Annotated in this window: 23 protein-coding genes; 13 read left to right on the top strand and 10 right to left on the bottom strand. The window is 31.5% G+C overall.

What is annotated here, in order from left to right; genetic code table 11:
- Positions 1-11: 11 nt before the first annotated feature.
- The 6 genes from D1815_RS20425 to D1815_RS20400 all read right to left on the bottom strand — a co-directional run bounded on the left by D1815_RS20425 (position 12) and on the right by D1815_RS20400 (position 7,918).
- Positions 12-1,223 (bottom strand): carboxypeptidase-like regulatory domain-containing protein, encoded by a 1,212-nt coding sequence (locus D1815_RS20425; RefSeq protein ID WP_118389072.1) that lies wholly within the window; start codon positions 1,221-1,223, stop codon positions 12-14.
- A 201-nt stretch (positions 1,224-1,424) separates the two neighbouring features.
- Complete coding sequence (locus D1815_RS20420; RefSeq protein WP_118389071.1) at positions 1,425-4,163, bottom strand: outer membrane beta-barrel protein; 2,739 nt, start codon at positions 4,161-4,163, stop codon at positions 1,425-1,427.
- 28 nt (positions 4,164-4,191) lie between these two features.
- Positions 4,192-5,076: a GLPGLI family protein gene (locus tag D1815_RS20415; protein ID WP_118389070.1), complete on the bottom strand. Its 885-nt coding sequence runs from the start codon at positions 5,074-5,076 to the stop codon at positions 4,192-4,194.
- 92 nt (positions 5,077-5,168) lie between these two features.
- A complete protein-coding gene (locus D1815_RS20410; protein WP_118389069.1) occupies positions 5,169-6,332 on the bottom strand; it encodes an aspartyl protease family protein in 1,164 nt (387 codons plus the stop codon).
- Positions 6,333-6,361: 29 nt separating this feature from the next.
- Complete coding sequence (locus D1815_RS20405; protein WP_118389068.1) at positions 6,362-7,180, bottom strand: GLPGLI family protein; 819 nt, start codon at positions 7,178-7,180, stop codon at positions 6,362-6,364.
- Between the two features lie 6 nt (positions 7,181-7,186).
- Positions 7,187-7,918 (bottom strand): TlpA disulfide reductase family protein, encoded by a 732-nt coding sequence (locus D1815_RS20400; RefSeq protein WP_118389067.1) that lies wholly within the window; start codon positions 7,916-7,918, stop codon positions 7,187-7,189.
- Positions 7,919-8,045: 127 nt separating this feature from the next.
- Here D1815_RS20400 and D1815_RS20395 point away from each other — a divergent pair, with 127 nt between their 5' ends.
- Genes D1815_RS20395 through D1815_RS20380 form a run of 4 tightly spaced genes read left to right on the top strand, consistent with a single transcriptional unit; the run spans position 8,046 to position 11,668 of the window.
- Entirely contained in the window at positions 8,046-9,557 is a 1,512-nt protein-coding gene (locus tag D1815_RS20395) for a sensor histidine kinase KdpD (protein ID WP_118389066.1), read from the top strand.
- Positions 9,550-10,230 (top strand): response regulator transcription factor, encoded by a 681-nt coding sequence (locus D1815_RS20390; protein ID WP_118389065.1) that lies wholly within the window; start codon positions 9,550-9,552, stop codon positions 10,228-10,230. The genes D1815_RS20395 and D1815_RS20390 overlap by 8 nt, the downstream gene beginning before the upstream one ends.
- Before the next feature lie 31 nt (positions 10,231-10,261).
- Complete coding sequence (locus D1815_RS20385; RefSeq protein WP_118389064.1) at positions 10,262-11,047, top strand: hypothetical protein; 786 nt, start codon at positions 10,262-10,264, stop codon at positions 11,045-11,047.
- A 6-nt stretch (positions 11,048-11,053) separates the two neighbouring features.
- A complete protein-coding gene (locus tag D1815_RS20380) occupies positions 11,054-11,668 on the top strand; it encodes a deoxynucleoside kinase (protein WP_027393042.1) in 615 nt (204 codons plus the stop codon).
- 76 nt (positions 11,669-11,744) lie between these two features.
- Here the strand turns inward: D1815_RS20380 and D1815_RS20375 are convergent, their stop codons facing one another.
- Positions 11,745-12,032, bottom strand: coding sequence for a hypothetical protein (locus D1815_RS20375; RefSeq protein ID WP_118389063.1), 288 nt, complete (start codon positions 12,030-12,032; stop codon positions 11,745-11,747).
- Positions 12,033-12,139: 107 nt separating this feature from the next.
- On the opposite strand from D1815_RS20375, the gene D1815_RS20370 reads away from it, so the two are divergent.
- Positions 12,140-12,796 carry a DUF2461 domain-containing protein gene (locus D1815_RS20370; RefSeq protein ID WP_118389062.1) on the top strand — a complete coding sequence of 219 codons (657 nt, stop codon included), beginning with the start codon at positions 12,140-12,142 and terminating at the stop codon, positions 12,794-12,796.
- Here D1815_RS20370 and D1815_RS20365 read toward each other — a convergent pair.
- Positions 12,793-13,998: a 3-deoxy-D-manno-octulosonic acid transferase gene (locus D1815_RS20365; protein WP_118389061.1), complete on the bottom strand. Its 1,206-nt coding sequence runs from the start codon at positions 13,996-13,998 to the stop codon at positions 12,793-12,795. The two genes, D1815_RS20370 and D1815_RS20365, sit on opposite strands and share 4 nt — an antisense overlap.
- A gap of 249 nt (positions 13,999-14,247) precedes the next feature.
- On the opposite strand from D1815_RS20365, the gene D1815_RS20360 reads away from it, so the two are divergent.
- The 7 genes from D1815_RS20360 (at position 14,248) to D1815_RS20330 (ending at position 23,344) form a co-directional block, all read left to right on the top strand.
- On the top strand, positions 14,248-16,053 hold the full coding sequence (locus tag D1815_RS20360) for a T9SS type A sorting domain-containing protein (RefSeq protein ID WP_118389060.1): 1,806 nt from the start codon (positions 14,248-14,250) through the stop codon (positions 16,051-16,053).
- 144 nt (positions 16,054-16,197) lie between these two features.
- Positions 16,198-17,367, top strand: coding sequence for a DegT/DnrJ/EryC1/StrS aminotransferase family protein (locus tag D1815_RS20355; protein ID WP_027393038.1), 1,170 nt, complete (start codon positions 16,198-16,200; stop codon positions 17,365-17,367).
- A 105-nt stretch (positions 17,368-17,472) separates the two neighbouring features.
- On the top strand, positions 17,473-18,657 hold the full coding sequence (locus D1815_RS20350) for an SNF2 helicase associated domain-containing protein (protein WP_118389059.1): 1,185 nt from the start codon (positions 17,473-17,475) through the stop codon (positions 18,655-18,657).
- Positions 18,658-18,731: 74 nt separating this feature from the next.
- Positions 18,732-20,375: a DEAD/DEAH box helicase gene (locus D1815_RS20345; protein WP_118389058.1), complete on the top strand. Its 1,644-nt coding sequence runs from the start codon at positions 18,732-18,734 to the stop codon at positions 20,373-20,375.
- 68 nt (positions 20,376-20,443) lie between these two features.
- Entirely contained in the window at positions 20,444-21,397 is a 954-nt protein-coding gene (locus D1815_RS20340; protein ID WP_118389057.1) for a S9 family peptidase, read from the top strand.
- Between the two features lie 119 nt (positions 21,398-21,516).
- A complete protein-coding gene (locus D1815_RS20335) occupies positions 21,517-22,791 on the top strand; it encodes an amidohydrolase family protein (RefSeq protein WP_027393037.1) in 1,275 nt (424 codons plus the stop codon).
- A gap of 46 nt (positions 22,792-22,837) precedes the next feature.
- Entirely contained in the window at positions 22,838-23,344 is a 507-nt protein-coding gene (locus tag D1815_RS20330) for a TlpA disulfide reductase family protein (protein ID WP_158594411.1), read from the top strand.
- A 19-nt stretch (positions 23,345-23,363) separates the two neighbouring features.
- On the opposite strand, the gene D1815_RS20325 is transcribed toward D1815_RS20330, so the two are convergent.
- Positions 23,364-24,512 (bottom strand): gliding motility-associated C-terminal domain-containing protein, encoded by a 1,149-nt coding sequence (locus D1815_RS20325; protein WP_118389055.1) that lies wholly within the window; start codon positions 24,510-24,512, stop codon positions 23,364-23,366.
- A gap of 272 nt (positions 24,513-24,784) precedes the next feature.
- Here D1815_RS20325 and D1815_RS20320 point away from each other — a divergent pair, with 272 nt between their 5' ends.
- Positions 24,785-25,300 carry a hypothetical protein gene (locus tag D1815_RS20320; protein WP_118389054.1) on the top strand — a complete coding sequence of 172 codons (516 nt, stop codon included), beginning with the start codon at positions 24,785-24,787 and terminating at the stop codon, positions 25,298-25,300.
- A gap of 87 nt (positions 25,301-25,387) precedes the next feature.
- On the opposite strand, the gene fabD is transcribed toward D1815_RS20320, so the two are convergent.
- Positions 25,388-26,269: an ACP S-malonyltransferase gene (gene fabD / locus D1815_RS20315; protein ID WP_027393033.1), complete on the bottom strand. Its 882-nt coding sequence runs from the start codon at positions 26,267-26,269 to the stop codon at positions 25,388-25,390.
- Positions 26,270-26,331 lie beyond the last annotated feature (62 nt).

Genomic DNA, 26,331 nt, shown 5'->3' with positions numbered 1-26,331 from the left:
TAAAACTACTACTAGTTACTAGTTCCTTTTAAGTATTGCTCAATTTTGCTTATTTCTTTAGTTTGTTGTGGAGCATTATAGTTCAACCAAAACTCTGCATTGTATTCGCTTGAGTGATTTTCTATACTACTATCAGAATTCATATTTCGAGTAAATGGGTATTTCTCTACATTATCTACAATGATTTTGTTTACGAACAATTCTTTTTTTGGTTCTTTTACAAATAGTAATTTACTAGGAGTTTTAGTATCATAAATATTCCAGGTATCTTCTTCCCTTTGATATTTTAAGTACATTTTGTTCCTATATTCCTGATATTCAAAAATCACATTATAATACACTTGTTCTCCTCCGTGTGTTAATCTTCTTTTCCACGATTTTCCTTTATTTGCAGTTCGCGTAAGCTCCATTCTTACAAAGGCGAAAGATTCTGTATCTATGTATAGTGTTGCTTTCTGAAAAGGTGCATCTGTTCCTTTTATTTTATATACATACTTCTGATTATAAGGTAAGATATCCTCCAATTCATATTTCCATCCATTTTTTCCTTTAATGGGTCCATAATCAAATCTTATAAAATCATCTTCTATTAAGTCGATAATTGAATTTTTTCTTTCCCACTGTTTGTTCCAAGGATTTTTTTCTGCGATGTAGCTATTCCTTATGGCTACAAGCTCTACTTTAGCTTCGACTTCTTTATTTGTAGGTTGATTGTAAAACTTAGCTGCACATTCTAAATACTCTACATATGTACTATCTTCTTTTTGCAAATCACGAACAAAACCTTCTAGAATATAAGACTGATCAGGGTAGTTATTAGGAATCTCCTGATATGCCTTTTTTACTATCTGTTTTGCCGATAATTTCTTCTTTTTTGTCGTTGTAATCACCACTTCACTAAGAGCATTTACTTCTGCACTTAGAAATATTTGCTGATCAAGATTAAAATCATCAACATTTTTCTCTATAGAACTATATCCCAAACTAGATATTATAACTGTGCCATTTCCTCTATTAGAAATATGAAAAACAAACTTCCCTTCTTCATTCGATATTGTACCAATTGCCTGCCCTTTTAGGTATATAGAAGCAAATGGAATCGGTTGATTGTTTTCTTTATCTAAAACTTTCCCTGTGATGGTTTTGTTGCCATTTTGTGCAATGGAAATAACCGTACATAAAAAGACACTTACGGAAATAACAAATCTAATAATTGTATGCATAGTAAGATGACGAGCCAAAACTAATTTCGTTACTTTTTTTGAATACTAAAATCTTTTTTGCTTGAACATGTAACTTGCCACACTCAATATAACTATACACCTCATCAATCAATTTTAGCACCAATCTCCTATTATCAAACGAGATACACCTATAAAACCTAAACTACTTATGTCAATATTGTATCGCTACTAAAACCAAAATTACAGATTATATTTCACACTTAAAATCCAATATCTTGGTTGCACTACATAGCTAGATGTACTATTAAATAATTCATTAAAACTATCTCTATTGATACTTTCAGTATCTAATAAATTGGTAACGGAAAATTTATACTCCCATTTACTATCTGGTTTCTGATAAAACACCTCTGCATCCCAAAAACTATATTCATTTAAGGTAGTTTCGGTATCTCGATAATTATAGTAACTATAAGAAGATTTTAAAAGGAAGCCTTTGGCAAAAGTCCAATCTAATCTGGCAAAAGGGCGACTGGTATAGAAAGTACTTTCTGCACCATTATTATCATAATCATTCACTGTAATACTATAACCAAGATCAAAATTAGGTCCTTTCTTAAAATTTGTAGACCATTCTGTCTGATACGTTTGTGTAAGACTAATACTCTCACTAGGCAATGTGTTGACTATATTATTAAAACTAGACCAACTTACATTAGCACTTAGGTTTCCTTTGATCTTACCAAAAGTCCTCGTAAAATTACCACTACCGGATAAAACCTGATCGGCAAGATTAGAATTTATCGGTGTATTTACCCTATTGATCCCAGATACAACACTCGTATTCTTAATAGGATTACGTCTATTGGTATAACTTAATCTAGCGAAGATATTGGTGTAATTAAACATATTGAAACTAAAATAGTTTAAAGAGTAGTTATCGTACAATGCATTCTCTAAACTTCTATTTCCCTGAGATAATGAGTTATAATTATTAAAAACATATCCTTCTGCCAGATTATTTATATCTGTATAGTTGGCGGTAATTGAATAATTAAATCGCAGACTCTCACTTTTTTTAAACTGTACTAAAGCGAAGAAATCTGGTAATACCTGCCACTCATTCTGGCTATTAGTAGTCCCCAATTGCTCATCTTTTAAATCATAATTATGAATACTAACTCCTGGATTAAAGGTAAAGATTCCAGTAATGAACTTATAATGTACTCCAGCATATAAATCATTAAAATTATAAGTAACATCATTAGTAAATTCTTCTGACTCAAAATTATTTTGATTTCCATCATCTAAAATTTGAAAAATATCAGAATCAAAGTTTTGTTTACTGAATGTGGATCCTAGCGTAAAATTAAGATTACTCTTTTTATTCAACACATAGTAATAATCTAATTTAGCATCTAGTTTACTGGTAGTTACATTTTTTTGTTGATTGATATTATATCGTTCTGAAGATTCTAAGGGATCAAAGGTATCCACATCCGGATCAGCAGGGTCATTAATTTGTGTAAAAACTCCTCTAAAAGGAATTTCTGACCTAATAGCGTTATAAAATGGATCTTCTTCTTGGAATAAATGTTGAGCTTCAAAAGAGAAGATATTTTTTGAATTTAGTGTATAATATGCATTTAAATTTTGTTGTACAGAAAAAGGGTCATTTTCTAATCGTTCGTTAATATCTTCAGAAATATCATCTCTTACAGAAAGAAAAGTATCATCCTCTTCTTGTTGAGAAAGTTTCCCAAAAACATCATAATCTAATCGAAAATTGCTACTCGGTCTATAACTTGCACTTAGTTTTAACAATCCTAAAGTGCTACGTTGCTCTGTATTATCAAAAGTTTCCTCTATTGTGTTGTCAGTAGGATCAGCAGTATCATCAATATACGTTCTTCTTGTATTGGTGATCAAATCTGTTTTAGTATTGCTTACAATTCCATATCCACTAATATCTAATGTTTTACTAGCAGACATACTAAAATTGGCAGCTCCAAACTTGGTGTTAATTTCATTAGCTCGATCATTCTGTAGCACAGCAAATGCCAAATCATCACTTGTTATATTAAAAGAAGTCCCTCCTCTACCTAAATTTCTAAAACCTCCTGTAAAATTAAAGTAGTCCCTTCTAGAAAATGGTACTTCTCCTATATCATTAAAATCGGTTAAAATATTAATACTATATTTTGGATTATAATAAAACAATTTAGGTTTTACCAAATATCGTTCTGTCTCTCCTACTCCTGCTCCTACGGTTATATCTCCGAACCAAAAATTCTTTTTACCTTCTTTCAGTTTTATGTTAATCGCTACCTGATCCTGGTTATTACGAAGGCCGCGCATTTGACCAACATCTTCATAATTTCTTAATACTTCTACCTTATCTAATGCATCTGCCGGAATATTTTTTGTCGCCAATTTAGAATCTCCATCAAAAAAGTCTTTTCCTTCTACCATTACTTTAGAAACTGTTTTTCCTTCGACTTCTATTTCTCCGTCATCATTTACTTCTATCCCCGGTAGCTTATCTAAAACATCACCTAATTTTTTCTCATTACCATTGGTAAAAGAATCTGTATTATATACCAATGTATCTCCTTTTACTACTACTGGTATCTCATAAACGATTTCTACTTCATCAAGACTATTTGCTTCTGAAGTCATCTCGAAATCTACTTTTACATCTTCAGTCTTTACAATACTAGTTTTATCTTTTGCAGAAAGCCCTATAAAACTTACCTTAAGTAAATAGGTTTCATTAGCAGGAACTGATAAACCATATTTTCCTTTACTATTCGTAATTCCATAAGCGGTCATGGAATTATCACTTTTTTTATAGGCTATTACATTTGCCATTTCTAATGGATTACCAACTGAATCTTTAACAAATCCCGTAATCTGAACTTTCTGTGCAGACATAGTGATTCCTACCAACAATATGGCATATAGTATTTTTTGCTTCATTTCTTTGATTAATTTTTTTAAACGAATTTTAATTTCTGCGTCCTCCGCCTAAGCCTCCTCTTCCTCTTCGTTGTGTACTGAATTGTTCGATCATTTCTTCCACTTTCTTCTTTGTAATTTCATCAAACTCAGCTTGTGAAACATCTTTCCCTTTTGTTGGTGGTTTGATTTCTTCTTTTTCTTCGGCGTTTAGCACAATTTTATTACACAATAGTGTTGTTCTTCCCTCTTGTACTTCTAATATTAAACCTGGTAATCCCCAATAAGATCCTGGTCCTTGGTTTACCGGAATTTCTGGTGTATACCAAGCAGTAACTTCAATTTCTTCTAGTGGTTCTGGCATATCCGGAGCATTATCTGCATTTGCCTGATCATCAGATCCGTTTTCTCTTTGATCTCTTTGTTCCCTAGCCTTTCTTCTCATAGCTCTAAAGTCCATCACTTCATTCACTTTTTTAGTAGTGGTTGCTTTAAAACAGGTATAATTTCCAATTTTTTTAGTCTCATTAACTAAAGTCCAATTATATTTTGCTAGTGAATCTTTGATCAAGAAGTTTTTTCCATAAAATTCTCGTTGATCATAATATTGACCATCTTTTATACTTTTATAATAATTATTAGATGTAAAACCAGAAAGCATAGCTCCCCATCTTCCACCACCTCCACCAGATGCATCTAATTGTGCTTCTTCCTTATAGGTCGCGGCACTTTTATTAAAAGTAAGCACAAAGGTTTTTTCCATGACAGATTTCATTCTATCGGCAATAGCTTTTTTCTGGTCTTCCGACATTTGTCGTCTACCAAAATCCATATCCATTCCTGTTTTACTGAAATAATAGGCTTTTCCCTGAAAATCCTGTGCGATTGTTAAAGAGGTTACAAGAATAGTAACCCATGTACATATAGTCTTCATATTAGGCAGTTTTAAAATATTTAGACTCTATGATTAGCACTAGGTTTAATCAATAAAAGTTAATTATATCCTAAAAAAACAACAGTCTTCTATTAGATTAATCGTTTCAATAAAATAACTACTCGATGTACTTCCCCTGATTTATTTTTTACTTCTATTTCTACCTTTTTTTGATCATGCTTTAAATGCTTCTTCCAAAAGTTTAGTTCCTTCCCACCATATCCATCTATTTTAAGTAATTCATCTCCTTCTCTAATACCTTTTTCATACGCTTCACTAGATTGTACCACATGACTTACTAATATTTTGCCTTCTACCTTTTCTATACCTATTCCGCTAGTAGGAAATTCAAATGGAGTATTAAACTTTTCATTAGGTTTGAAATAAAATAATTTCTTTTCATAATCTAGTACCATGTTGAATCTATTAATAATTTGTGCTCCTAAGATTCCAGTATAATTGGAAGAGCCTGATACTCCTTCTTTGCCTTCTGAAATATCAATTGGTAAATCAGTAAATTCGAAATCGCTGAATCTTAATTTTTCTATAGTTCCTTTCGTATAAGTTGTAGATTTATTCAGCCCTCTTGCCTTGCCTTTAATTGTTTTTCCTGATCTATTTCTAAGATCATTTTTTACAGCATATGGTGTATTAAACAATACACTCATATTTGCACCACTATCAAATAGAAAATTTCCAGTTAGCGTATTACCATCATTTAAAGTAAAGGTTAAATCAATTTGAGGAATAGGTGTTCCATCAAATTTCATTGGAATCTTAGTGTATAAATCCAATCCTGAAATCAAATCACCTTCATTATATAATGTGATCATTTTTTTCTGAAAATCAAAGCTTGTTCGATACTTCCTTAAAACATCATACCCTATGATACCTTGAATTTTTCTACCAGATCGTTGAGAAAGCTTTTGTAAATCTACAAGAACTAAATTCGAGTTATCAAATACGACTGCTCCTATCTTGACAGTTTGATTTGTAGCGATATTATAGGTTTGCGATCCATTTGCACCTTGTGCATTTTGCGAATAATTAGATTTTATATTCAATCTTTCGGCCACTGCACTGTCCAAAACTCCAATCGATGCTCCAGTATCGAACACAAAATCTAAATATTCTTCTTGATCATTTACCCGTACCTTTATAAAAACGAGGCCGTCTTCTTCAAAAGGTATAGTGGTTACTTGTGCTTTTATGTTAAAAAACACAAGTATGAATAATACTAATAAAATCCTGTTCATTTTTTGATTGTTTTGATCGATGATTATGATTATCCTCCTATTCTAATTTCTATACTATTACCATCATCTCGGCGCGGCATTCTATCTTGCATTTCTTTCATTTTTTTACGCATGATTTCTTCAAATCTGGTCTCAGTTACTTCTTTACCCTTTGTTGGCTCCTCAATTTCTATTTTTTTACTTGGATTTAAAACAATTTTATTACATAAAACTCGCAAATCTCCGTCATTAACCTCCATAATGAGTCCTGGTAAACCCCAATAGTTTGCTGGACCATTGTTTACGGGTATTTCTGGCGTATACCATACTACTACTTCAATCTCTTCCGTTTCTGGTTCGGATTTTTCTTCTTCTCCATTAACTCGTATATCCCTAATAATTTCCTGAGTTCTGGTCATGGTCGCTTTATAACAATTATAGTTTCCTATTTTTTTAGTTTCATTAGATAGTTTCCAATTATAATGGGTTAAAGTATCTTTTACTAAAAACATTTTGCCTAACATATCTCGTTGTGCAACAAACTTCTCTTCCTTTGTATTTTTGAAAAGAATATCTGAGGCTCCAGATCCTGCGATCATTATTTGCATTCCTGAAGCGGGTTGTGGAGCTCCTAAACTTTCTTCTTCCTTATAGACTGATGTTTCTTTATTGAATCGTAGTGTATATTCTTTTTGAAATTGCTTACGCATCATTTCATGAATCTGTTTCTGCATTTCAGAATTCACCTGTGTACTATCTAATTGTATCTCTAATTTCCTATCTGTGCTATAGGTTGCTATCCCTTGAAAATCTTGTGCCGAAATTTTTGCTATAGCGAATAATGTTATTAGTATTATTAATCTTATCATTTTTGTTTATTTTAAAAGGGTTTCTAGTTTACGTTTTAGTTCTGTAGCTTCTCCCATTTTCATTCCACCATTTTCATCTCTTATATAAGGTATTCCACCTTCTATATTTTTTACTACGCCGTTTTTATCAAGTATAATATTATTAGGGAACGATTTCATTTCTAATGCGTCTGTATATTCTCTAGCGTCTATAACATGTCTGAAATCAAACTTATATTTCTTTAGAAATTTTTCTACTTTTTCTTTGGATTCATAGGTTATAGCAACAAAATTCACACGTTCTCCAAAATGTTCTTTTAACTTATTTAATTCTGGCATTTCGTCAATACATGGAGGACAATTAGTAAACCAAAAATTAAGCAACGTTGGTTTTCCTTCTAAATCGCTAATATTTATTTGATCCCCTTGTAATGTTATTAAAGAAGACGCTAACATTTTTTTTCCTTTATATGAATTAAGCTTTGTTTTTAAATTTAAAGTACCATTCAGATTTACATGAAAACCAAAATCATGGATTATCGAATCCTTTCTAAAATCTGTGTCTTTTATCTCTATCTCAACTACAGCTTTTTTATTGATCTTTTGGATTTTATCTTTCATTTTACTTTCTGCTTCTTTTAACTCTGCCTCATCTAACAAAATTCCATCATGACCCCTGTAATACGTTGATTGTGCGTGGTTAATAAAAGAAGTCAAAAGAAGAAAAAGAGTAACTACTGTTAAGATCCGTGTTTTCATGTTAATTTTAGTTTATATGATTTGTACACTACAAATATGGAAACCAAATGCTAACCAAACCGTTAACCAGTGTTAACGAGTGTTAACTGGTTCTTTTTATATCAGTTAAGAATCCTATTTTTGAACTATGCAAAAAAATAGTTACAGAAGTATATTGTATTTTATTGCCTTTGTAATTCTAGTTACTCTAAGCATTCAGGTATATTGGAATCTAAAGAATTACGAAGCAAGTAAACAACAACTAATTAATGAAGTACAGATAAGTTTAGACAATGCCGTTGATCAATATTATACCGAATTAGCAGAAAAAAATACGATTGGTTTTTCTTCAGACTCCTCTAATATTGGTAGTTTTCTAAAGAAAAGTAGTTTTTCAAACCTTTTAAAAAAAATAGATTCGGGAACGGTTGATTTTAAAAGTTATACATTTTCTGAAGGCTTAGATCATAGTGATATAAAAATATATAGAGGTCTTTCTGTAGATAGTATCGATCGAATGGATCAGCATCCAAACTTTTGTATAGATTCATCTAAAATCATCGAATTTCCAGACGGATTAGAAGAAATAGAGAATGGTGATTCTAGAAAAAAAGCTTTTGAGCAACTTACATCGAAAATCATAATTTCGATTAATGAAGATTCGCTACAACTAGAAGTTTTAGACACTATAATAAACAATCAATTAAAGAGGAAACAGTTAACCATTAGTTATGGAATTACGTTTCAAGATCAAACCGGAACATCGTTCTTATTTAATGAAAATGTTATCAATCAATCTGATTTAAAAACTAAGACAAAATCTTACTATTTACCTAGAGGAAGTTCTTTAGAACTATCTTTTATGAATACTACACGTACAATTCTAAAGAAAAACTTATTCGGTATTGCTTTATCATTTTTATTAGTTAGTGCTGTAATAGGATGTCTTTTATATCTTTTGAATATTATTAATCGTCAAAAGCAATTAGCTGAATTAAAAAATGATCTCATCAGTAATATTACTCACGAATTTAAAACTCCGATTGCTACAATTAGCGTAGCCTTAGAAGGTATCCAAAATTTTAATCGTGAAAATGATCCTGAAAAAACTAAAAAATATATTGACATGTCTTCTAATCAATTGGGCAAGTTAAATACCATGGTAGAGAAAATATTAGAGACCGCTACACTGGATAGTGAAGAACTAGAGTTAAATCTCGAAGAAGTAAACTTAGTCGATTTAACCCAAACAATAACTAATAGACATCAAACAAATACTACAGAAAAAAACATTAGTTTTCATCATACTCATGAAAATATTTGGAAAAAGGTGGATGCATTTCATTTCGAAAATGCTATTAATAATATCATTGATAATGCCATTAAATATGGAGGTAATAACATTGATATATATTTAAAAAATACACATCCTAATATTACACTAGAAATTAAGGATAACGGAACATCTTTAATTAGATCACAAAAAGATAAAATATTCGAAAAATTTTATAGAGTTCCGAAAGGAAATACGCACGATGTAAAAGGATTTGGTATAGGATTATTTTACACCAAAACTATTATTGAAAAACATGAAGGAACAATAGAATTACTTCTAGATCAAGATCAAACTAATTTTAAAATCACACTACCCAATGGATGAAATTATCGAAATAGTACTAGCAGAAGATGAGCCATCTTTGGGGCAAATTATAAAAGAAAGTTTAGAAACCAGAAACTTTAAAGTGCATCTTGCCCAAAACGGCGAAGAAGCCTATAAAATATACAAATCCATAACCCCAAAGTTATTAGTGTTAGATGTTATGATGCCCAAAAAGGACGGATTTACTTTAGCAAAAGAAATCAGATCAGAGAATGAAACTATTCCAATAATATTTCTTACCGCAAAATCGCAAACACAAGATGTCGTAGAAGGGTTTACTATCGGAGGAAATGATTATCTAAAAAAGCCATTTAGCATGGAAGAGCTTATCGTTAGAATCAATAATTTACTCCATAGGACTAAAACACAACAAAGTTCAGAATCATTAGAGATAGGAAAATATACCTTTGATTTTCCTAAACAACTTCTTACTTACGATAATCAATCACATCAACTCACGCATAGAGAAGCTCATTTATTATTTCACCTCATTAAAAACAAAAATCAAGTATTAGATCGTTCTATGATTTTAAAAAAACTTTGGGGTGATGATGATTTTTTTAATGGCCGCAGCATGGATGTGTTTATTACCAAACTAAGAAAAAAATTAAAACAAGATGATTCTATACAGATTATCAATGTAAGGGGCTTTGGTTACAAATTAGTTTGTTAAAAACGGCCTTATTTTTGTACTTTGCTATTTCATGAAACAAATTATTCTGTTTTTAATCTTATTAGGGTTTATTCATAAGGGGTATACCCAGAGAAACGTAATAGCACAAGACACTATAGCATTAAAGGCTGATCAGTTTTTAGGAATTGATTCTTTTGGTGCAATTTATTATGCTAAAGACAATATTTTTTATAAAAAATGGAATAATCAAGAATGGCAATTTGGTGATTTTATTCTTGGTCAACTTACTCAAGCATCGGTATTAAATCCTTTAAAAATCTTATTGTTCTATGAATCCTCGAACACTATTGTGTTAGTTGACAAATATTTATCGGAAATAACCCGAGTGAATTTTAATACAATTACTGAGTTTAAAAGTGTTTCTCTTGTTTCTCCAGCAAATGATAATAGCAGTTGGCTTTTTGACAACAACACTCAACAATTAGAGGTATTTAACACCAATTCTGAAAAAACATTAGTTGTTACACAACCCATTAATGAACTCCCTACATTATTACGCAGTAACTTCAATTATTGCTGGATACTTACTTCTGAGAACCTTTCTCAATTCAACATTTATGGAAGTTTGTTAAACCGAAATGAGAACGAGGGATATAATGGTATCAGAATTATAAATAATGATTTGATAGTTCTAAAAGATGATGGTTTATATTATCGTTACACAAAGACCGGAGAAATTGAAAAAATAAATCTTCCTGAAATTCATATAAAACAGTTTTATGTTACTAATGAAATCCTTTATATTTACGACCAAAGTAAGATTTACAGTTTTGACCTAACACTCCAAAAAAAATAATCACTTATGCACGTAGCTATTGCTGGAAATATTGGTGCTGGAAAAACAACACTAACCAAATTATTAGCCAAACATTATCGATGGGAACCTCAATTCGAAGATGTATTAGAAAACCCTTATCTAGAGGATTTCTATAATAAAATGGAGCGCTGGTCTTTTAATTTACAGATCTATTTTCTTAATAGTCGTTTTAGGCAGATCCTAGAAATACGTGAAAGTGGTAAAGATATTATTCAGGACAGAACCATTTATGAGGATGCATATATTTTTGCTCCTAACCTACACGCGATGGGACTTATGACGAATCGTGATTTTGAAAATTACAAATCACTTTTTGATCTTATGGAAAGTGTTGTCGAAGGTCCTGACTTACTAATCTATTTGCGCAGTAGTATTCCTAATCTGGTTGCACAAATCCATAAACGCGGACGTGAATATGAGAACACCATTAGCATCGACTATCTTAGTCGATTAAATGAACGATATGAAGCCTGGGCACACGGATACGACAAAGGTAATTTACTTATTGTAGATGTTGACCATCTTAATTTTGTCGATAACCCCGAGGATCTTGGTAGTATAATTAATCGTATTGATGCAGAATTAAACGGATTATTTTAAAAATAATAAAGGCCTTTCATACTGAAAGGCCTTCTTTTTCAACTTACATTAATAAGTTTTCTACTCTAACGTCTTCTTAAGATGTTTGTTCACCACCTTCAGTTTCTGCCTCCTTGTTATCTTCTTTTACCGCTTTATCAAGAGTACTTTCTACTTCTTCTCCAGCTTCTTTTACTGCTTTTTCCGCTTCTTTTTCGATCTCTTCAGCTTCTTTTAAAGCTTCTTCTGCAGTATTTTCAACTTCTTTTTGTACTTCGCTGGTTTCTTCGGTAGTACTTTCTGTTTCCTTATTAGTTTCTCTACAAGAAACAAACATTACATTTAAAGTAAATAAAAACGCTAAGGCCAAAATTACTTTTTTCATAATTAAAAAATTTTAGTTGTTATTATATCGGTATAACGGTATTCTAATCCCACTATTTCTATTACCTTGGTAATGTTTTCACAAAAAATCTTAATTTTTTTAACAGAATGAATTTCAGTGATTTATTTCAATTTCTTTCAGAATTACAACAAAATAATAACAAAGAATGGATGGATACTAACAGAAAATGGTATCAACAAATTCGAAATTCTTTTATAGATTGGTTAGATCATCTGGAGGTAGAACTTGCCAAAATTGATCCAGAATATTATCCGACTTCAGGAAGAAAAGGAATCAATAGAATTAATAACAACTTACTTTTTCATCCTAACAAACCTGTATACAAAGATCATTTCGGTGCAGGATTAGACCAATTATCTAAACAGGGAGACTTCTATATCGAAATAGGCCTTTCTCAATGTGTCTTAGCTGGAGGATATTGGCGACCAGAAAGTAAAACACTGCAAAGTATTAGAGAAGCTATTGATTATAATGGAGAAGAATTAAAAAAAATTCTTGCTAAAAAAAGTTTCCGAAATACCTTTGGTAATTTATATGATGACGGCAATTCTCTTAAAAAAGCACCTAAAGGGTACTCTATGGATCACGAACATATAGATTTATTGCAAAAAAGAACTTTTGCAGTAGCTTATGAATTACAAAAGGAAGATGTACTACACTCTGATTTCACGCAAATAGTGATTCAGGTATATCGAGAAATGCTTCCATTTAGAAGGTATCTAAGAGAAGCAATATCTGTTTAGAGTTTTGCAATCTTCTCGGTTAAATAAGCAACAATCATATCCGTTGCTCCGGTATTGCTATTGATAAAGTGTCCAGCGATCATTCCAGTTTTTTCTCTAAATTTCCGATCATCAACTAATTTATTCATAATAGCACTAAATTCTTCAGAAGTAGATATAGAATATAAACCTGCTAACTTTTGCAATTGTTTAGCTTCTCTAAATTTTTCAAAATGCTGACCGATAATAATTGGAATCCCAAAAGTTGCTGGCTCTAATATATTATGTAATCCAGAGGTACCCATTGCTCCTCCTACATATGCGATATCGCCATAACTATATACTCGCGATAAATAACCAATTGTATTCATAATAAAAACCTGATGGTTTTGTAAACTCTTTCCTTCTTTTTCTGAAAAAACAATAGTCTTTTTGATTATTTTTTTCTGCAAAGACTGCACTCCACTATTTTTTATTTCATGCGGAGCAATAATAAAACATAAATTTTCACTAGCCTGATTTACAAAATCTATAAATACTTCTTCATCTTCTGACCAAGAGCTACCTATAACTATACAAAGTCTATCTCCTATAAATTCTGAGATAAAATCTACTTGATTATCCATTTCTATTTGATGAGATACCCGATCAAATCTAGTATCACCACTCACAGTAACGTTGTTGAAATCGACTTGACTTAATAATTGCTTAGAAATTGTATCCTGTACAAAGAAATGATCTACCGTTTTTAAAGCATTACGCATAAAACCTCCATACCACTTAAAGAATGCTTGATCTTGTCTAAATGCTGCAGAAATTATGGTAATTGGAGTATTGTTCTTTTTTAACTCTCGTAAGTAATTAGGCCAAAACTCATACTTTACAAAAATTGCAAGCTTAGGATTCACCAATTCTACAAATCTTTTAGCATTTTTCTTTGTATCTATTGGAAGATAAACAATACTATCAGCGAGGGTGCTATTTTTTTTTATCTCATATCCTGAAGGGGAGAAAAACGTCACCAATAACATATAGCTAGGATATTTCTTTTTTATCATCTCCATCACAGGAACACCTTGCTCGTATTCTCCAAGCGAAGCACAATGAAACCAAACTATTTGATCTTCTTTTTTTAGTTGTTCCTTTAAAATTTCGAAAACTGTTTTCCTTCCTTTTACGAACAAAGTAAGTTTAGGACTTAAGAGTCCTATTATAGGAAGCATACTATTGAAAACTGAAATAAGGAAATTATAGAAAAAATTCAAAAGTCTTGATTTAATACATCGCTAAAATACGGCTCTTTCCTGTAAAAATTGATAAACATACGGTGCAAAACCTGAAATTTTCAAATTATCAAAAACACATAATAATTATCATTTTACTAAAAATATACTTAAAATTTTACGTTTTTAACAAATTTTGTTTATTAAAATTCTTAAATTAACACCAAATATCACGCAAACTCAAATCTTATGAAATTAAAACTTACTCTAATTGCTTTACTATCCTGTGCAATACTTTTTTCTCAGAATTTTTTAGAGGTACAACTGCCTACACCTGATAAACTCAATCCATTTTTTGTTGGTCCGCTTTTTAAATCAACCATTCATTATGGAGCGACCCCTGCAAATTATAACGGAAAAGTGATTGTTTTTAATCACGGATATATTGATCTAAATCAAAGTCAATTTTTATTTGATAATTCTTTTTATCAAAAAACATATAATGAAGGATATCAGGCTGTTTTCGTTGCTACAACAAGAGGTGGTGGCATATGGGTCAATGGAGAACTACTTGCAGAGTCCATTGACATTGTTACAAACAAATACAATGTCGCAGATGTATATATCATAGCCCATAGTAATGGAGGGAAAGCCGCAGAAGCTGCTATGATTCAATATGGAAAAAAAGATAAGATACAACAAGTTTTTGCTTTGGGAACTCCATATTGGGGAACTTATCTAGCCGACATTTCTCAAATGCCTTGGTTAAACTGGGCTTGGCGATTGACTGGTTTAAATGAAGGTGCTAGAACCTCTACCACTTATTATTGTCGAGATGTAGTTCGCCCATATTTAGATAACAATGAAAATAACGAGCCAGAAAAATTTGTTGTTTTAGGAGCTTCCGGATATTTCAATGGATCAAATCTTCTTGCCAGAGCCGCTTTTACGGTTACCGGTGGAATTTTACTTCCTATCCAAGGTGCAAATGATGGTGTTGCACCTTATAGAAGTACGCTAAGGCCTGGAGCAACATATGTCTTTAAAAAAAATGATTATCGCGCATTCTTTGATCATATAGATGTAAGTTTTGGACAATTTAGTTGGCCTTATGTAAAATCATACATACAAAATCGTTCTCAAAAAAGTAATCCATCTTTTGAAAACATAAATCCAGAGAATTACATCACCACTAGTAACTATTACATCATACATTCTGAAAATGAATACGACGAAATAATTTTTGACAAAAACTCTAGATTTGCAGTAGCCGAAATTATACACGAAAATCCTAAAGCTACGTTTCAAGGCATTAACAAAGAACAAACAGATCAGTTAAAAATTAATACCCAAGGCAATCATAGATCTGTAATCTCTCTTACTTCTAATAATATCAAGTTACAAAGTAATTCTCGTTTTGCTGCCTTTGTAAAACAAAATAATGGAATCACGATGTCATTAGAAAATCAAATAAGAAATAAATATCCTTTATTAAAAGTTGATATTTCTTCAACACAAAAAAATAATTCTTTACTTACAAACATAGAAACACGCGGTGTAATTATTAGAACTTCTAATATTGATGGAACACAAGTACAAAGTGATCCGGAAGTAATTACTTTTGATAAAATCAACGATAGTTTTTATTTCGATACCAAAAATCTGGAAGAAGGTGTATACAGCTTGTTTCTAAATTCAGAAAGTACAGGTAATTTTAAAAGAAGTATTATCTCTGGTTTTGTAGTAGGAGATATTAATAAGGCTTTGACTTTTAATACGGAAGTAAATAAGCCTTTAGATAAAAACGAAAAATCAATAAAGTTATCACCAAATTCGGTAAAAAATTATGCTTTACTATCACTACAAGGATATTCTATATCCGATAAAATATCTTTAGCAGTTTACGATATAACTGGCAAAAAAATGAAGAGTTTTGAAGTGAAAGTAACCCAAAATTCAGAATATAATATTTCAGAAAAATTAGAGCAATTATCCTCTGGGATATACCTTTTACAAGTAAATCACGAAAAAACAATAAAATTCGTTAAGGAATAGTTTTATAAATATCTAGAAGAAAGGCTGTTGCTAAAATGACACTATTTTGATTTTATCCGTTAATAAAAAACAGATCAAAACTAAGTATCACATTGGCAATGGCATCATTATTTTGTACTTTCGTCCGGTTACAAAACACATCCTATGAAGAAGATTCAAATGGTTGACTTAAAGGGTCAATACGAACAAATAAAAGAACGTGTAGACTCCTCTATTCTAGACGTTATTTCATCTGCTGCATTTATTAATGGCCCTGAAGTACATAGTTTTCAGAAAGAATTAGAGGAATATCTTGATGTAAAGCATGTGATTCCGTGTGCGAATGGAACAGACGCTTTACAAATAGCAATGATGGGATTAAATTTGAAACCAGGAGACGAAGTAATTACTGCAGATTTTACTTTTGCTGCGACAGTAGAAGTAATCGCGTTATTACAGTTAACTCCGGTACTTGTGGATGTAGAAAAAGATTCTTTTAATATTGATCCCGATGCTATACGTAAGGCAATTACTCCTAATACAAAAGCAATCGTACCTGTTCATTTATTTGGCCAGGCTGCCAATATGGATGAAATTATGAAAATAGCAAAAGAACATGATCTATATGTAATAGAAGATAATGCTCAAGGAATTGGTGGTAGTTATAAATTTAATGATGGTAAAGTTGCTAAAACGGGAACTATTGGTCATGTATCTTCTACTTCATTTTTTCCTTCTAAAAACTTAGGATGCTATGGTGATGGTGGAGCTATTTTTACGAATGATGATGATCTAGCACATACCATTCGTGGTATTGTAAATCACGGAATGTATAAAAGATACCATCACGATGTGGTTGGTGTAAATTCTCGTTTAGACTCTATTCAGGCTACAGTACTTAGAGCAAAATTACCTAATCTGGATACTTATAATAATGCTAGAAGAACAGCGGCCAGAAAATATAATAAAGCTTTTGAAGGAATTGAGAATATTATCACCCCAAAAGTGAAAGGAAATAGTTGTGACACTAATGAGAATATAATTTGTGACACTTGCGATTGTCACGTATTTCATCAATATACATTGCGTGTTGTCAATACAGATAGAGACGCGTTAGTACAACACCTTAATGATCAAGGAATTCCTTGTGGTGTATATTATCCAATACCCTTACATAAACAAAAGGCTTATCAAGATGATCGCTATGATGAAGCAAATTTCACAATTACTAATCAGCTTATAAAAGAAGTGATTTCATTACCAATGCATACTGAATTAGATAATGAGCAAATTGATTTTATTACAAAAAACGTTATCGATTTTGTAACGAAATAGACAAAAAAGCTAGTAAAATTAGGTTAGAAAATAATTTTAATCTCTTTTACATATATATAAATAACCCCGTAGTTAATAACTAAATACAACCAATAAATACCCACAATGGATTCACTTTGCATCTGTTATAACCTAGTTGACCATAATAATTTACCTGGAATCCCTCCATTACCAGAAGCGTATATTGTACCTGTTACAAATGACCGATTAGGATATGTAGAAAAACAGGCTACTCCTGCAACATTAAAAAGTTTTGAGATACCATATTTAGAAACAGCTCATGAACAATTGCTAGAAATATGTTCCAGTTTAAAAACAGCTGTTTTAGAACAACAGTTTAGACCCGCTAAAAAAAGAAAAACATTCGGTTTAGCAGACATTCTAAAGGATCCTAAAATTAAAGATGTTGTTATTAATTATGTAAACAATAAACTTTCTGACTTTTATGAGTTAGTTATAAAAAACGAATACTCTGTAATACATAATGCGCAGAGAAAAGATCCGTTTGAAGTACATAGATTATCGATTGGAAAAAGTATCCTCAACCCTATTCTAGAATTTACAAAAACTGATGAAGGAATTGATTATGCCTTTTCGTTAAAAGATGAAGAAAAGGTAATAATCCCTCAAAATCATAGTATTCAAATTTTATTAAACGAACCGTCTTGGATTGTTGTAGACAAATCCATACATCACATTAACAACCTGAATGCCAACAAACTAAAACCTTTCTTTAGCAAAGAAAAGATTACCATTGCTAAGAAACACATTAAAACATATCTAGATAAAGTAATTATTCCTGTTATCAAAAATGTAGATGTAATTGCTAATGGCTTCGAAATTGTGATTCATAAAAACATAGCATCCTACAAACTAGAAATTATCCAAGATTTTATAAAGGAAAATTATGTTGCCAAGGTAATTTTTAATTACGGAGAAGCTAGTTTTGATTACAATAGCAATAAAAAAACATCTTCTGATGTACATTTTGGAGATAACGAAGAAATCCAGATCACCCAAATAAAAAGAGATCCAAAGGCTGAAAAAGAAATAATAGATTTACTAGAGTCTAAAGATTTAAAGGTAAATGCAAACCTTTTATTAGAAACTACAACTTCTGATGATCCTTTAGCAATTTTTAACTGGGTACAGAATCACCATAAAGATCTTGAAAAAGAAGGTGTCGAAATCATCCTACCGGATTTAGATAATAAATCTGTAAATCTTGATTCACACGAAATCGAGATAAAAAATAAAAAAAAAATGACTGGTTCGATGTCAAAGGAATAGTACAAATTGGCACAAAAGAAATTCCTTTTTCGAAATTTATTAAATACATAAAAGATAATAATCGATTCTTTCCAATGGATAATGAAACCATTTTCATTATTCCATTGGAATGGATGACTCGTTATAAAAAATTAGCAAATTTCGGAAAAGTAAAAGAAGATAGCATCCTTGTTAACAAAGGAAATTACACACTACTTAAAGAAATCGTTGACCCAGAAGAACTAGAAATAAAGGATACAATTGATTTAAAATATCAATCATCTTCTAAACTAAAAGCTACATTAAGACCATATCAAGAAGAAGGCGTAAAGTGGTTAGTAAAACACCAAGGAAATCATCTGGGAGCTTGTCTTGCTGATGATATGGGACTTGGAAAAACATTACAAACTATTGCAACTCTTGTTTTTTCAAAAGAACAACTAAAAACAGAACAATCAACTCCAAAAACCGTTCGACTAGATCTATTTAGCGATCCCCTAGAAATAAAAACGTATTTAAAAGCTCTAATTGTTTTACCCTCTTCTCTTGTTTTTAATTGGGCGCAGGAAATACTAAAATTTGCTCCGCACCTTACTATTACAAAGTATATCGGGAGTGATCGAAAAAAAATAGCTCCTTATTTAGAAACCTATGACATCATACTGACCACCTATACCACTTTAGCTAAGGATATTTCTATTTTACAAAAAACAACATTCACCTATTTAATAACAGACGAAAGTCAGCAGATTAAGAATAAAGAATCTAAAATATTTAAAGCTATTAATGATATTAATGCAACTCATAAAATTTCGCTAAGCGGAACTCCTATAGAAAATTCATTATCTGATCTTTGGTCCCAAATGGAGTTTATCAATCCAGGAATGTTGGGAAGTTTTCCGTTTTTTAAAGATCATTTTAAAATTCCGATTGAGAAATATCAGAACGAAGAACGCATTAAAGAACTAAAAACACTCATAGAACCTTTTATATTAAGAAGAACCAAAGAACAAGTTGCAAAAGATCTTCCTGAGTTATCTGAGCAAATTATCTACACAGAAATGCTTAATGAACAAGAAAAAGCATACGAATCTCAAAAATCAGCTGCAAGAAATCTATTACTAGGTATTGATCCTATTGCCACTAATAAAATACATGTTTTAAACACCTTAACTAAATTAAGACAACTAGCCAACCACCCTAAACTATTAGATTCCACAACAGAAGATTCTTCGTGTAAATTCAAGGATGTTACTTCTTATCTAGAGACCTTAGCTAAATCCCATAAAAAAGCCCTAGTATTCAGCTCTTTTGTATCTCATTTAGAGATCTATCAAACTTGGTGCAAAGCACAAAACATATCCTTTGTTAGTCTTACTGGTCAAACAAAAAACGCTGATAGAGAAAAAATAGTTAATGAGTTTCAGAAAAATGATTCCATCTCTTTATTCTTTATTTCACTAAAAGCTGGTGGAGTTGGTCTTAATCTAACCAAAGCTTCTTATGTTGTTTTATTAGACCCTTGGTGGAACCCATTTATAGAAAAACAAGCTATTGCTCGGGCCCATCGTATTGGACAAAACAACAATGTTATGGTTACTCGTTTCATCACTAAAAATACGATAGAAGAAAAGATTCTTCAATTACAAGAAAGAAAACAGCATCTTTCTGATGAAATCATAGATATCGATACTATACCTGACTATATAGAAAATGATCTAGTAGAATTATTAAGGTAACATTTTACACACACTTAACTTTTTGTAATATCTATACAGGTTAAGTGTCCTTAAGAAAAAGTAAACAAATGAAACGATTTTTTTTAGTTCTCTTAATTATTATAAATCTTTACTCATGTTCATCTCAGGAATCTATAATTCTAGAGAAAAAGAAAATTGATTGGCAACTTTATCCTAAGGTATTTACAGATTCTTCTAAAACTAAATTTAAAGATAGATTTCGTTATTCCGAAAATGTAGACATGTTCGAAATCACTTATCTAAGTGATGGGCTAAAAATTCAGTCTTTCGCTTCAGTTCCCAAAGGAGACAAGAAATATCCAGTTATTATCTACAACAGAGGAGGGAATAGAGATTTTGGTAATTTAAATGTATCCTGGGCGGCCATAAGGTTTTCAAAATTAGCAAGTGAAGGTTATATTGTAATTGGCTGTAATTATAGAGGATCAGGTAAAAGTGAAGGAATGGAAGAATTTGGAGGAAATGATATAAATGATGTCTTAAATTTATCTAAAGTAATTAAAGAGCTACCTAAGGCAGATACAACACGTATTGGGATGTATGGTTGGAGTCGAGGCGGAATGATGACATATATTGCTCTTACCAAAATGAACAATATAAAAGCGGCTGTTACCGGAGGCGCAAAGTCTGATCTGAGAACAATCGATAGACCTAATATGGAAAAGGGTGTTTATGCTGAGTTAATTCCCAATTATCATCAAAACAAACAAGCTGAACTAGAAAAAAGATCAGCAATAGTATGGGCAGATAAATTCTCTACTAAAGTTCCTATTTTATTATTACATGGTAATGCAGATTGGAGAGTAAAATCAACCAATTCCTTAAAACTAGCTTTAGAATTTGAAAAACATCGAATACCTTATAGATTAAAAATCTATGAAGGAGCAGATCATGGTATCAGTCAGTTTAAAGAAGAAAGAGATCAAGATATAATCGATTGGTTTAATAAATATTTAAAAGGCAACGCAGCATTACCTGATATGAAATTTCATGGTAAATAGCCATTATTACCAACCTATATTTCTAAAAGAAATCATAATCTATTAATCAATTAGATTAATTTATTTTAAATTGTTCATCTGATAATATACACAAACAATTTCACTCAATTTATTAGCTTATGAAATTCTTTTACACTTTACTTTTTGTTTTAACGAGCATTACAATTACTGCACAAGACACATATCTGCATTGCGGAAAATTAATTGATAGTAAAACTGGAAAAATTCTTCCTGAAAGAACCATTGTGGTTTCTGGAAACAAAATAAGCAAGGTAGAAATCGGTTATACAGAGGGAGATAGCAATGATATAATTGTTGATCTCAAAGACAAAACAGTTATGCCGGGACTTATCGATATGCATGTTCATATGGAGAGTGAATCCAATCCGAAGGCATATTTAGAACGTTACACTCATAATGATGCAGATGTTGCCTACAACTCTGTAGGATTTGCCGAAGCTACTTTGTTGGCAGGATTTACTACTGTAAGAGATCTTGGAGGAAGCGGTGTAAACATCTCTTTAAAAAAAGCAATTGCTCAGGAAAAAATAATAGGTCCACGAATTTTTACGGCCGGAAAAATTATTTCTAGTACTGGAGGACATGGAGATCCCACTAATGGAAGTAAAAAATCTATTATAGGAGATCCAGGACCTAAAGATGGTGTTGTAAACGGCGTAGAAGATGCTAAAAAAGCTGTAAGACAACGTTACAAAAACGGAGCAGATCTTATTAAAATAACTGCCACAGGAGGTGTATTAAGTGTTGCTAAAAGTGGTTCTAACCCTCAATTCAAACTAGAAGAAATAAAAGCAATTTGCGAAGCCGCTAAAGACTATGGATTTCATGTTGCAGCTCACGCACATGGTGATGAGGGTATGCAACGTGCTTTAAATGGTGGAGTAACGACCATAGAACATGGGACTCTAATGAGTACTAAAACAATGGATCTAATGAAAAAAAAGAAAGCTTATTTAGTACCTACGATTACCGCTGGTAAAGAAGTAACCGAAAAAGCAACAATTGATGGGTATTATCCAGCCATTATTGTTCCCAAAGCATTAGAAATAGGTCCAAAAATTCAAAATACATTTAAAAAAGCTTATAAACGAGGAGTACGAATTGCATTTGGTACCGACGCAGGAGTTTTTAAACACGGCCAAAATGGAAAAGAATTTGGATATATGGTTGAAGCCGGAATGCCAGCTATAACAGCTATACAATGTGCAACTATCGTTAATGCAAAAGTATTAAACATGAGTAAAGAATTAGGGCAAATAGCTCCAGATTTTATAGCGGATATAGTTGCAGTAGACAAAGATCCTAGAGATGACATCAAAACTATGGAAAATGTAGTTTTCGTTATGAAGAATGGTAAAATCTATAAGCAATAGTTCTTTACAACTATAAATTATTAAAAAAGATATATCTCAAATAAAAGTGAAAAAAATATCACAATACATTATTCTAGGAATTATTGTCTTATTTGGGGTATTCTATTTATATACAAAATTTTCGGCAGCAGAAAAAGGAGATTTAGCTCCAGATTTTGAAACGACTCTTATTGATGGCACTCCTTTTAAATTATCAAATCTACAAGGAAAATATGTACTGTTGGATTTTTGGGGTTCTTGGTGCGGTCCCTGTCTTAAAGAAAGTCCTGAACTGGTCGCAATCTATAAAAAACATGATAACCAACTTACTATAGTTACGGTTGCTCTTGAAAAGAATCTAAAGTCTTGGAAAAAAGTGGCTGATAAATTTGGGTATACATGGAAGAACCAAATTGTAAATCAAAATCGTTTTGTTTTATTATCTGATATTGCAAGAAAATATGGTGTTTCAGAAATTCCAGCTAAATTTTTGATCTCCCCAAAAGGGGAGCTTATGGGAACTTATACATTTGAACAAATTGATTATTTATTATCAAACTCCATTAACAATTAATACAACTATTTTTAACCTCTTATCTATTAATATAAAAATATCCCGCTCTATCTTTTGCTCCAGTTATGTTCAATACATAATAATAGGTCCCCTCAGGCAGTTCTGATTTTTGAGAAATTGTGACTCTACCTTCAGAAATACCAGCAAAGTTTTGATTTTCATGATATGCTTTCTTCTGAAAAACTAATACTCCCCATCGATTATATATAAATAATTCGTTATCCGGAAAATTTGATAATCCCTGAATCTTAAAGGTATCATTCATTCCATCTCCATTAGGTGATACAGCAGTAAAAATTTCTAAATCTCCATCTAATAATCTATTTGATGATCCAAAAGTTAATACTTCATAATCATCCGGGATAATTGCTTTAGAAGAAATTTCACCTTTGTTTACATCACCAAACACTGAGGTATTTCCTAAATTAACCCACTTACGAAGTTCTTTACTCCAACCTACCACTCTTAAATCGTTAAGATCTCCAACTAATGTAGGTATATTACTATTACTATCCCATGTTAGAGTAACTCTAGTTTCATTACTACCATCTAAATCCCAAAATTCGAAAATACTTACACCAAATAATAAATCTTCATACATCTCAGTATCAAAGCTATCAACAAAAAAATTTGGCGTATTAGGGTTTTCAAAAAAGTACGCAGCTCTGGAGCCATTACTAGCAGCTTCATTCTCAATTTTTATAGGTCTTAACCTAAAATCATCACCTACAGGAAAAGAAAAATCTAAGTTTCCATTTAAAGTAGCATACCCATCGACATACCTATCATCATTTTCTCCTAAATATGGAGCATCATTTATATAGTCTAATGAAACACTTTTCTCATCTCTATCAGTTATTACTCTACCATTTACAAATTCTTGAAAGTTAGTAACCCCTACGCCGATTTCTAAAACCAAATCATCTTTAACATCGATTTCTAAATCATGAAATACTGGTTCGTTATTTCCAGAAACTGTTAAACTATTATCGTTATAAAATCCTGTCTTTCCTGCGTTATTGTCAAACTCTCCATTATTGATAACATTTATATGAAAACCTATCTGAGCGGTTGAATGAATTTGAACATTACCGAAATTATGAAAAGCCTCTTGAGTAAATCCAGAAAAGCCAATTAAAGTGATTATTATAATTCTTAAATACGACATTTACTTTGGGTTTTTGTATTCGTTACCGTAAATATAATTTGAGAAGTCCCATAAAAACCTTGGAGCCAGATAGGATGACATTTTATACCCGCGAATGGAAAAACACCTCTGTTAAGTCGTTATATGTTCGTTAAAACGGAATAAGTATCGTTCAATGGAAGTTATTAACCGATGAATAGAACTGTGAAGTAAAAAGTATTATTTTAAATTAGCAGAATAGAACTTTTAATAGATAAAAAAGCTCTATTCATTCAGTATTAAATTATTATTGTATGCAATGTAACATTATCAAACTCGCAGTCATTTTTTTTTCGTTTATTAAACTAATATTGGCTCAAGAATCAAATCTTGTTGTTTTCGAAAACCTGATTGATAAAGAATGGAAAGCTATTGGTACTTGGGGAGATGGAACGGCATTTAAACAAGAAACGATATTTAAATTTGATCTTAACCGTACAATTGTCATAGCAAAATCAAAAGGGTTTATAGACAAAAAACAGACTCAATATGGTTCGCGAAATCATGGGATACGAAAATTTGATCAGGAAACCAATACCATTAAATTTTGGGAGTTCGATATTTTCGGAGGTGTTACTGAAGGAATTGTTATAGTTGATGGAAAAAATATTTTATACCAGTATCAATATGGGAGTTCATTGGTAACTGATATGTGGGAATATATAGATAATAACACTTATAATTTTAAAGTCGGAAATTATGTAGACGGGCGCTGGAAACAAATATATCTAGAGACTCAATTTAGAACCGAAAAAATCAAAAAAAAGTAACTAAAAACAATTTTTAAATTAAGTATTATCAATAAAAAACCTCGAAAACTATTTAAATTTTCGAGGCTTCCTTATAATTCTTTTATATTAAATAGATGCAGAAATAGTTTCCATAGATCTATCTACTTTTTTCACTAATCCCGATAGTACTTTTCCTGGACCAACCTCTGTAAATGATGTTGCTCCATCTTTCATCATATTCTGCACACTTTGTGTCCATTTTACAGGAGCAGTTAACTGAGCAATTAAATTCTTTTTAATTTCCTCAGGATCAGTCACTGCAGTTGTAGTCACATTTTGATATATAGGGCAGTTTGGTGTATTGAAAGTTGTTTCTTCTATTGCTGCTGCTAACTCTTCTCTAGCAGGTTCCATTAAGGGTGAATGAAAAGCACCTCCAACCGGTAATACTAAAGCTCTACGAGCACCTTTTTCTTTCATAAGCTCACAAGCTTTTTCTATAGCTTCTACTTCTCCAGAAATAACTAACTGACCAGGGCAATTATAATTTGCAGCCACTACAATACCATCAATTTCTTCACATCCATTTTCTACTACCTCATCATCTAATCCTAAAACGGCAGCCATTGTAGAAGGTTTTAATTCACAAGCGCTTTGCATCGCTAATGCTCTCTTAGAAACTAATCTAAGTGCATCTTCAAAATTTAATGTTCCGTTAGCCACTAAAGCAGAAAACTCACCAAGAGAATGACCTGCTACCATATCTGGTTTAAAACTATCTCCTAATACTTTACTTAAAATTACCGAATGTAAAAATATCGCCGGCTGAGTAACTTTTGTTTCCTTTAACTCATCAGCAGTACCTTCAAACATGATTTTAGTTATTTCAAAACCTAAAATATCATTGGCTTTATGAAAAAGTTCTTTTGCAATTTCTGAATTCTCATATAAGTCCAGTCCCATTCCTGAAAATTGAGCCCCTTGACCTGGAAAAACATATGCGTTCATGTACTGTGTCTTTTAAAATTTTAACAAAAGTAAGTATAAATACCAAGAGTAATTAACTTAAA

The sequence above is a fragment of the Aquimarina sp. AD1 genome (assembly GCF_003443695.1).
GTDB classification, from domain to species: domain Bacteria; phylum Bacteroidota; class Bacteroidia; order Flavobacteriales; family Flavobacteriaceae; genus Aquimarina; species Aquimarina latercula.
The sequence above is the reverse complement of the archived record's forward strand: the minus strand, read 5'-3'. Positions and strand labels throughout refer to the sequence as shown.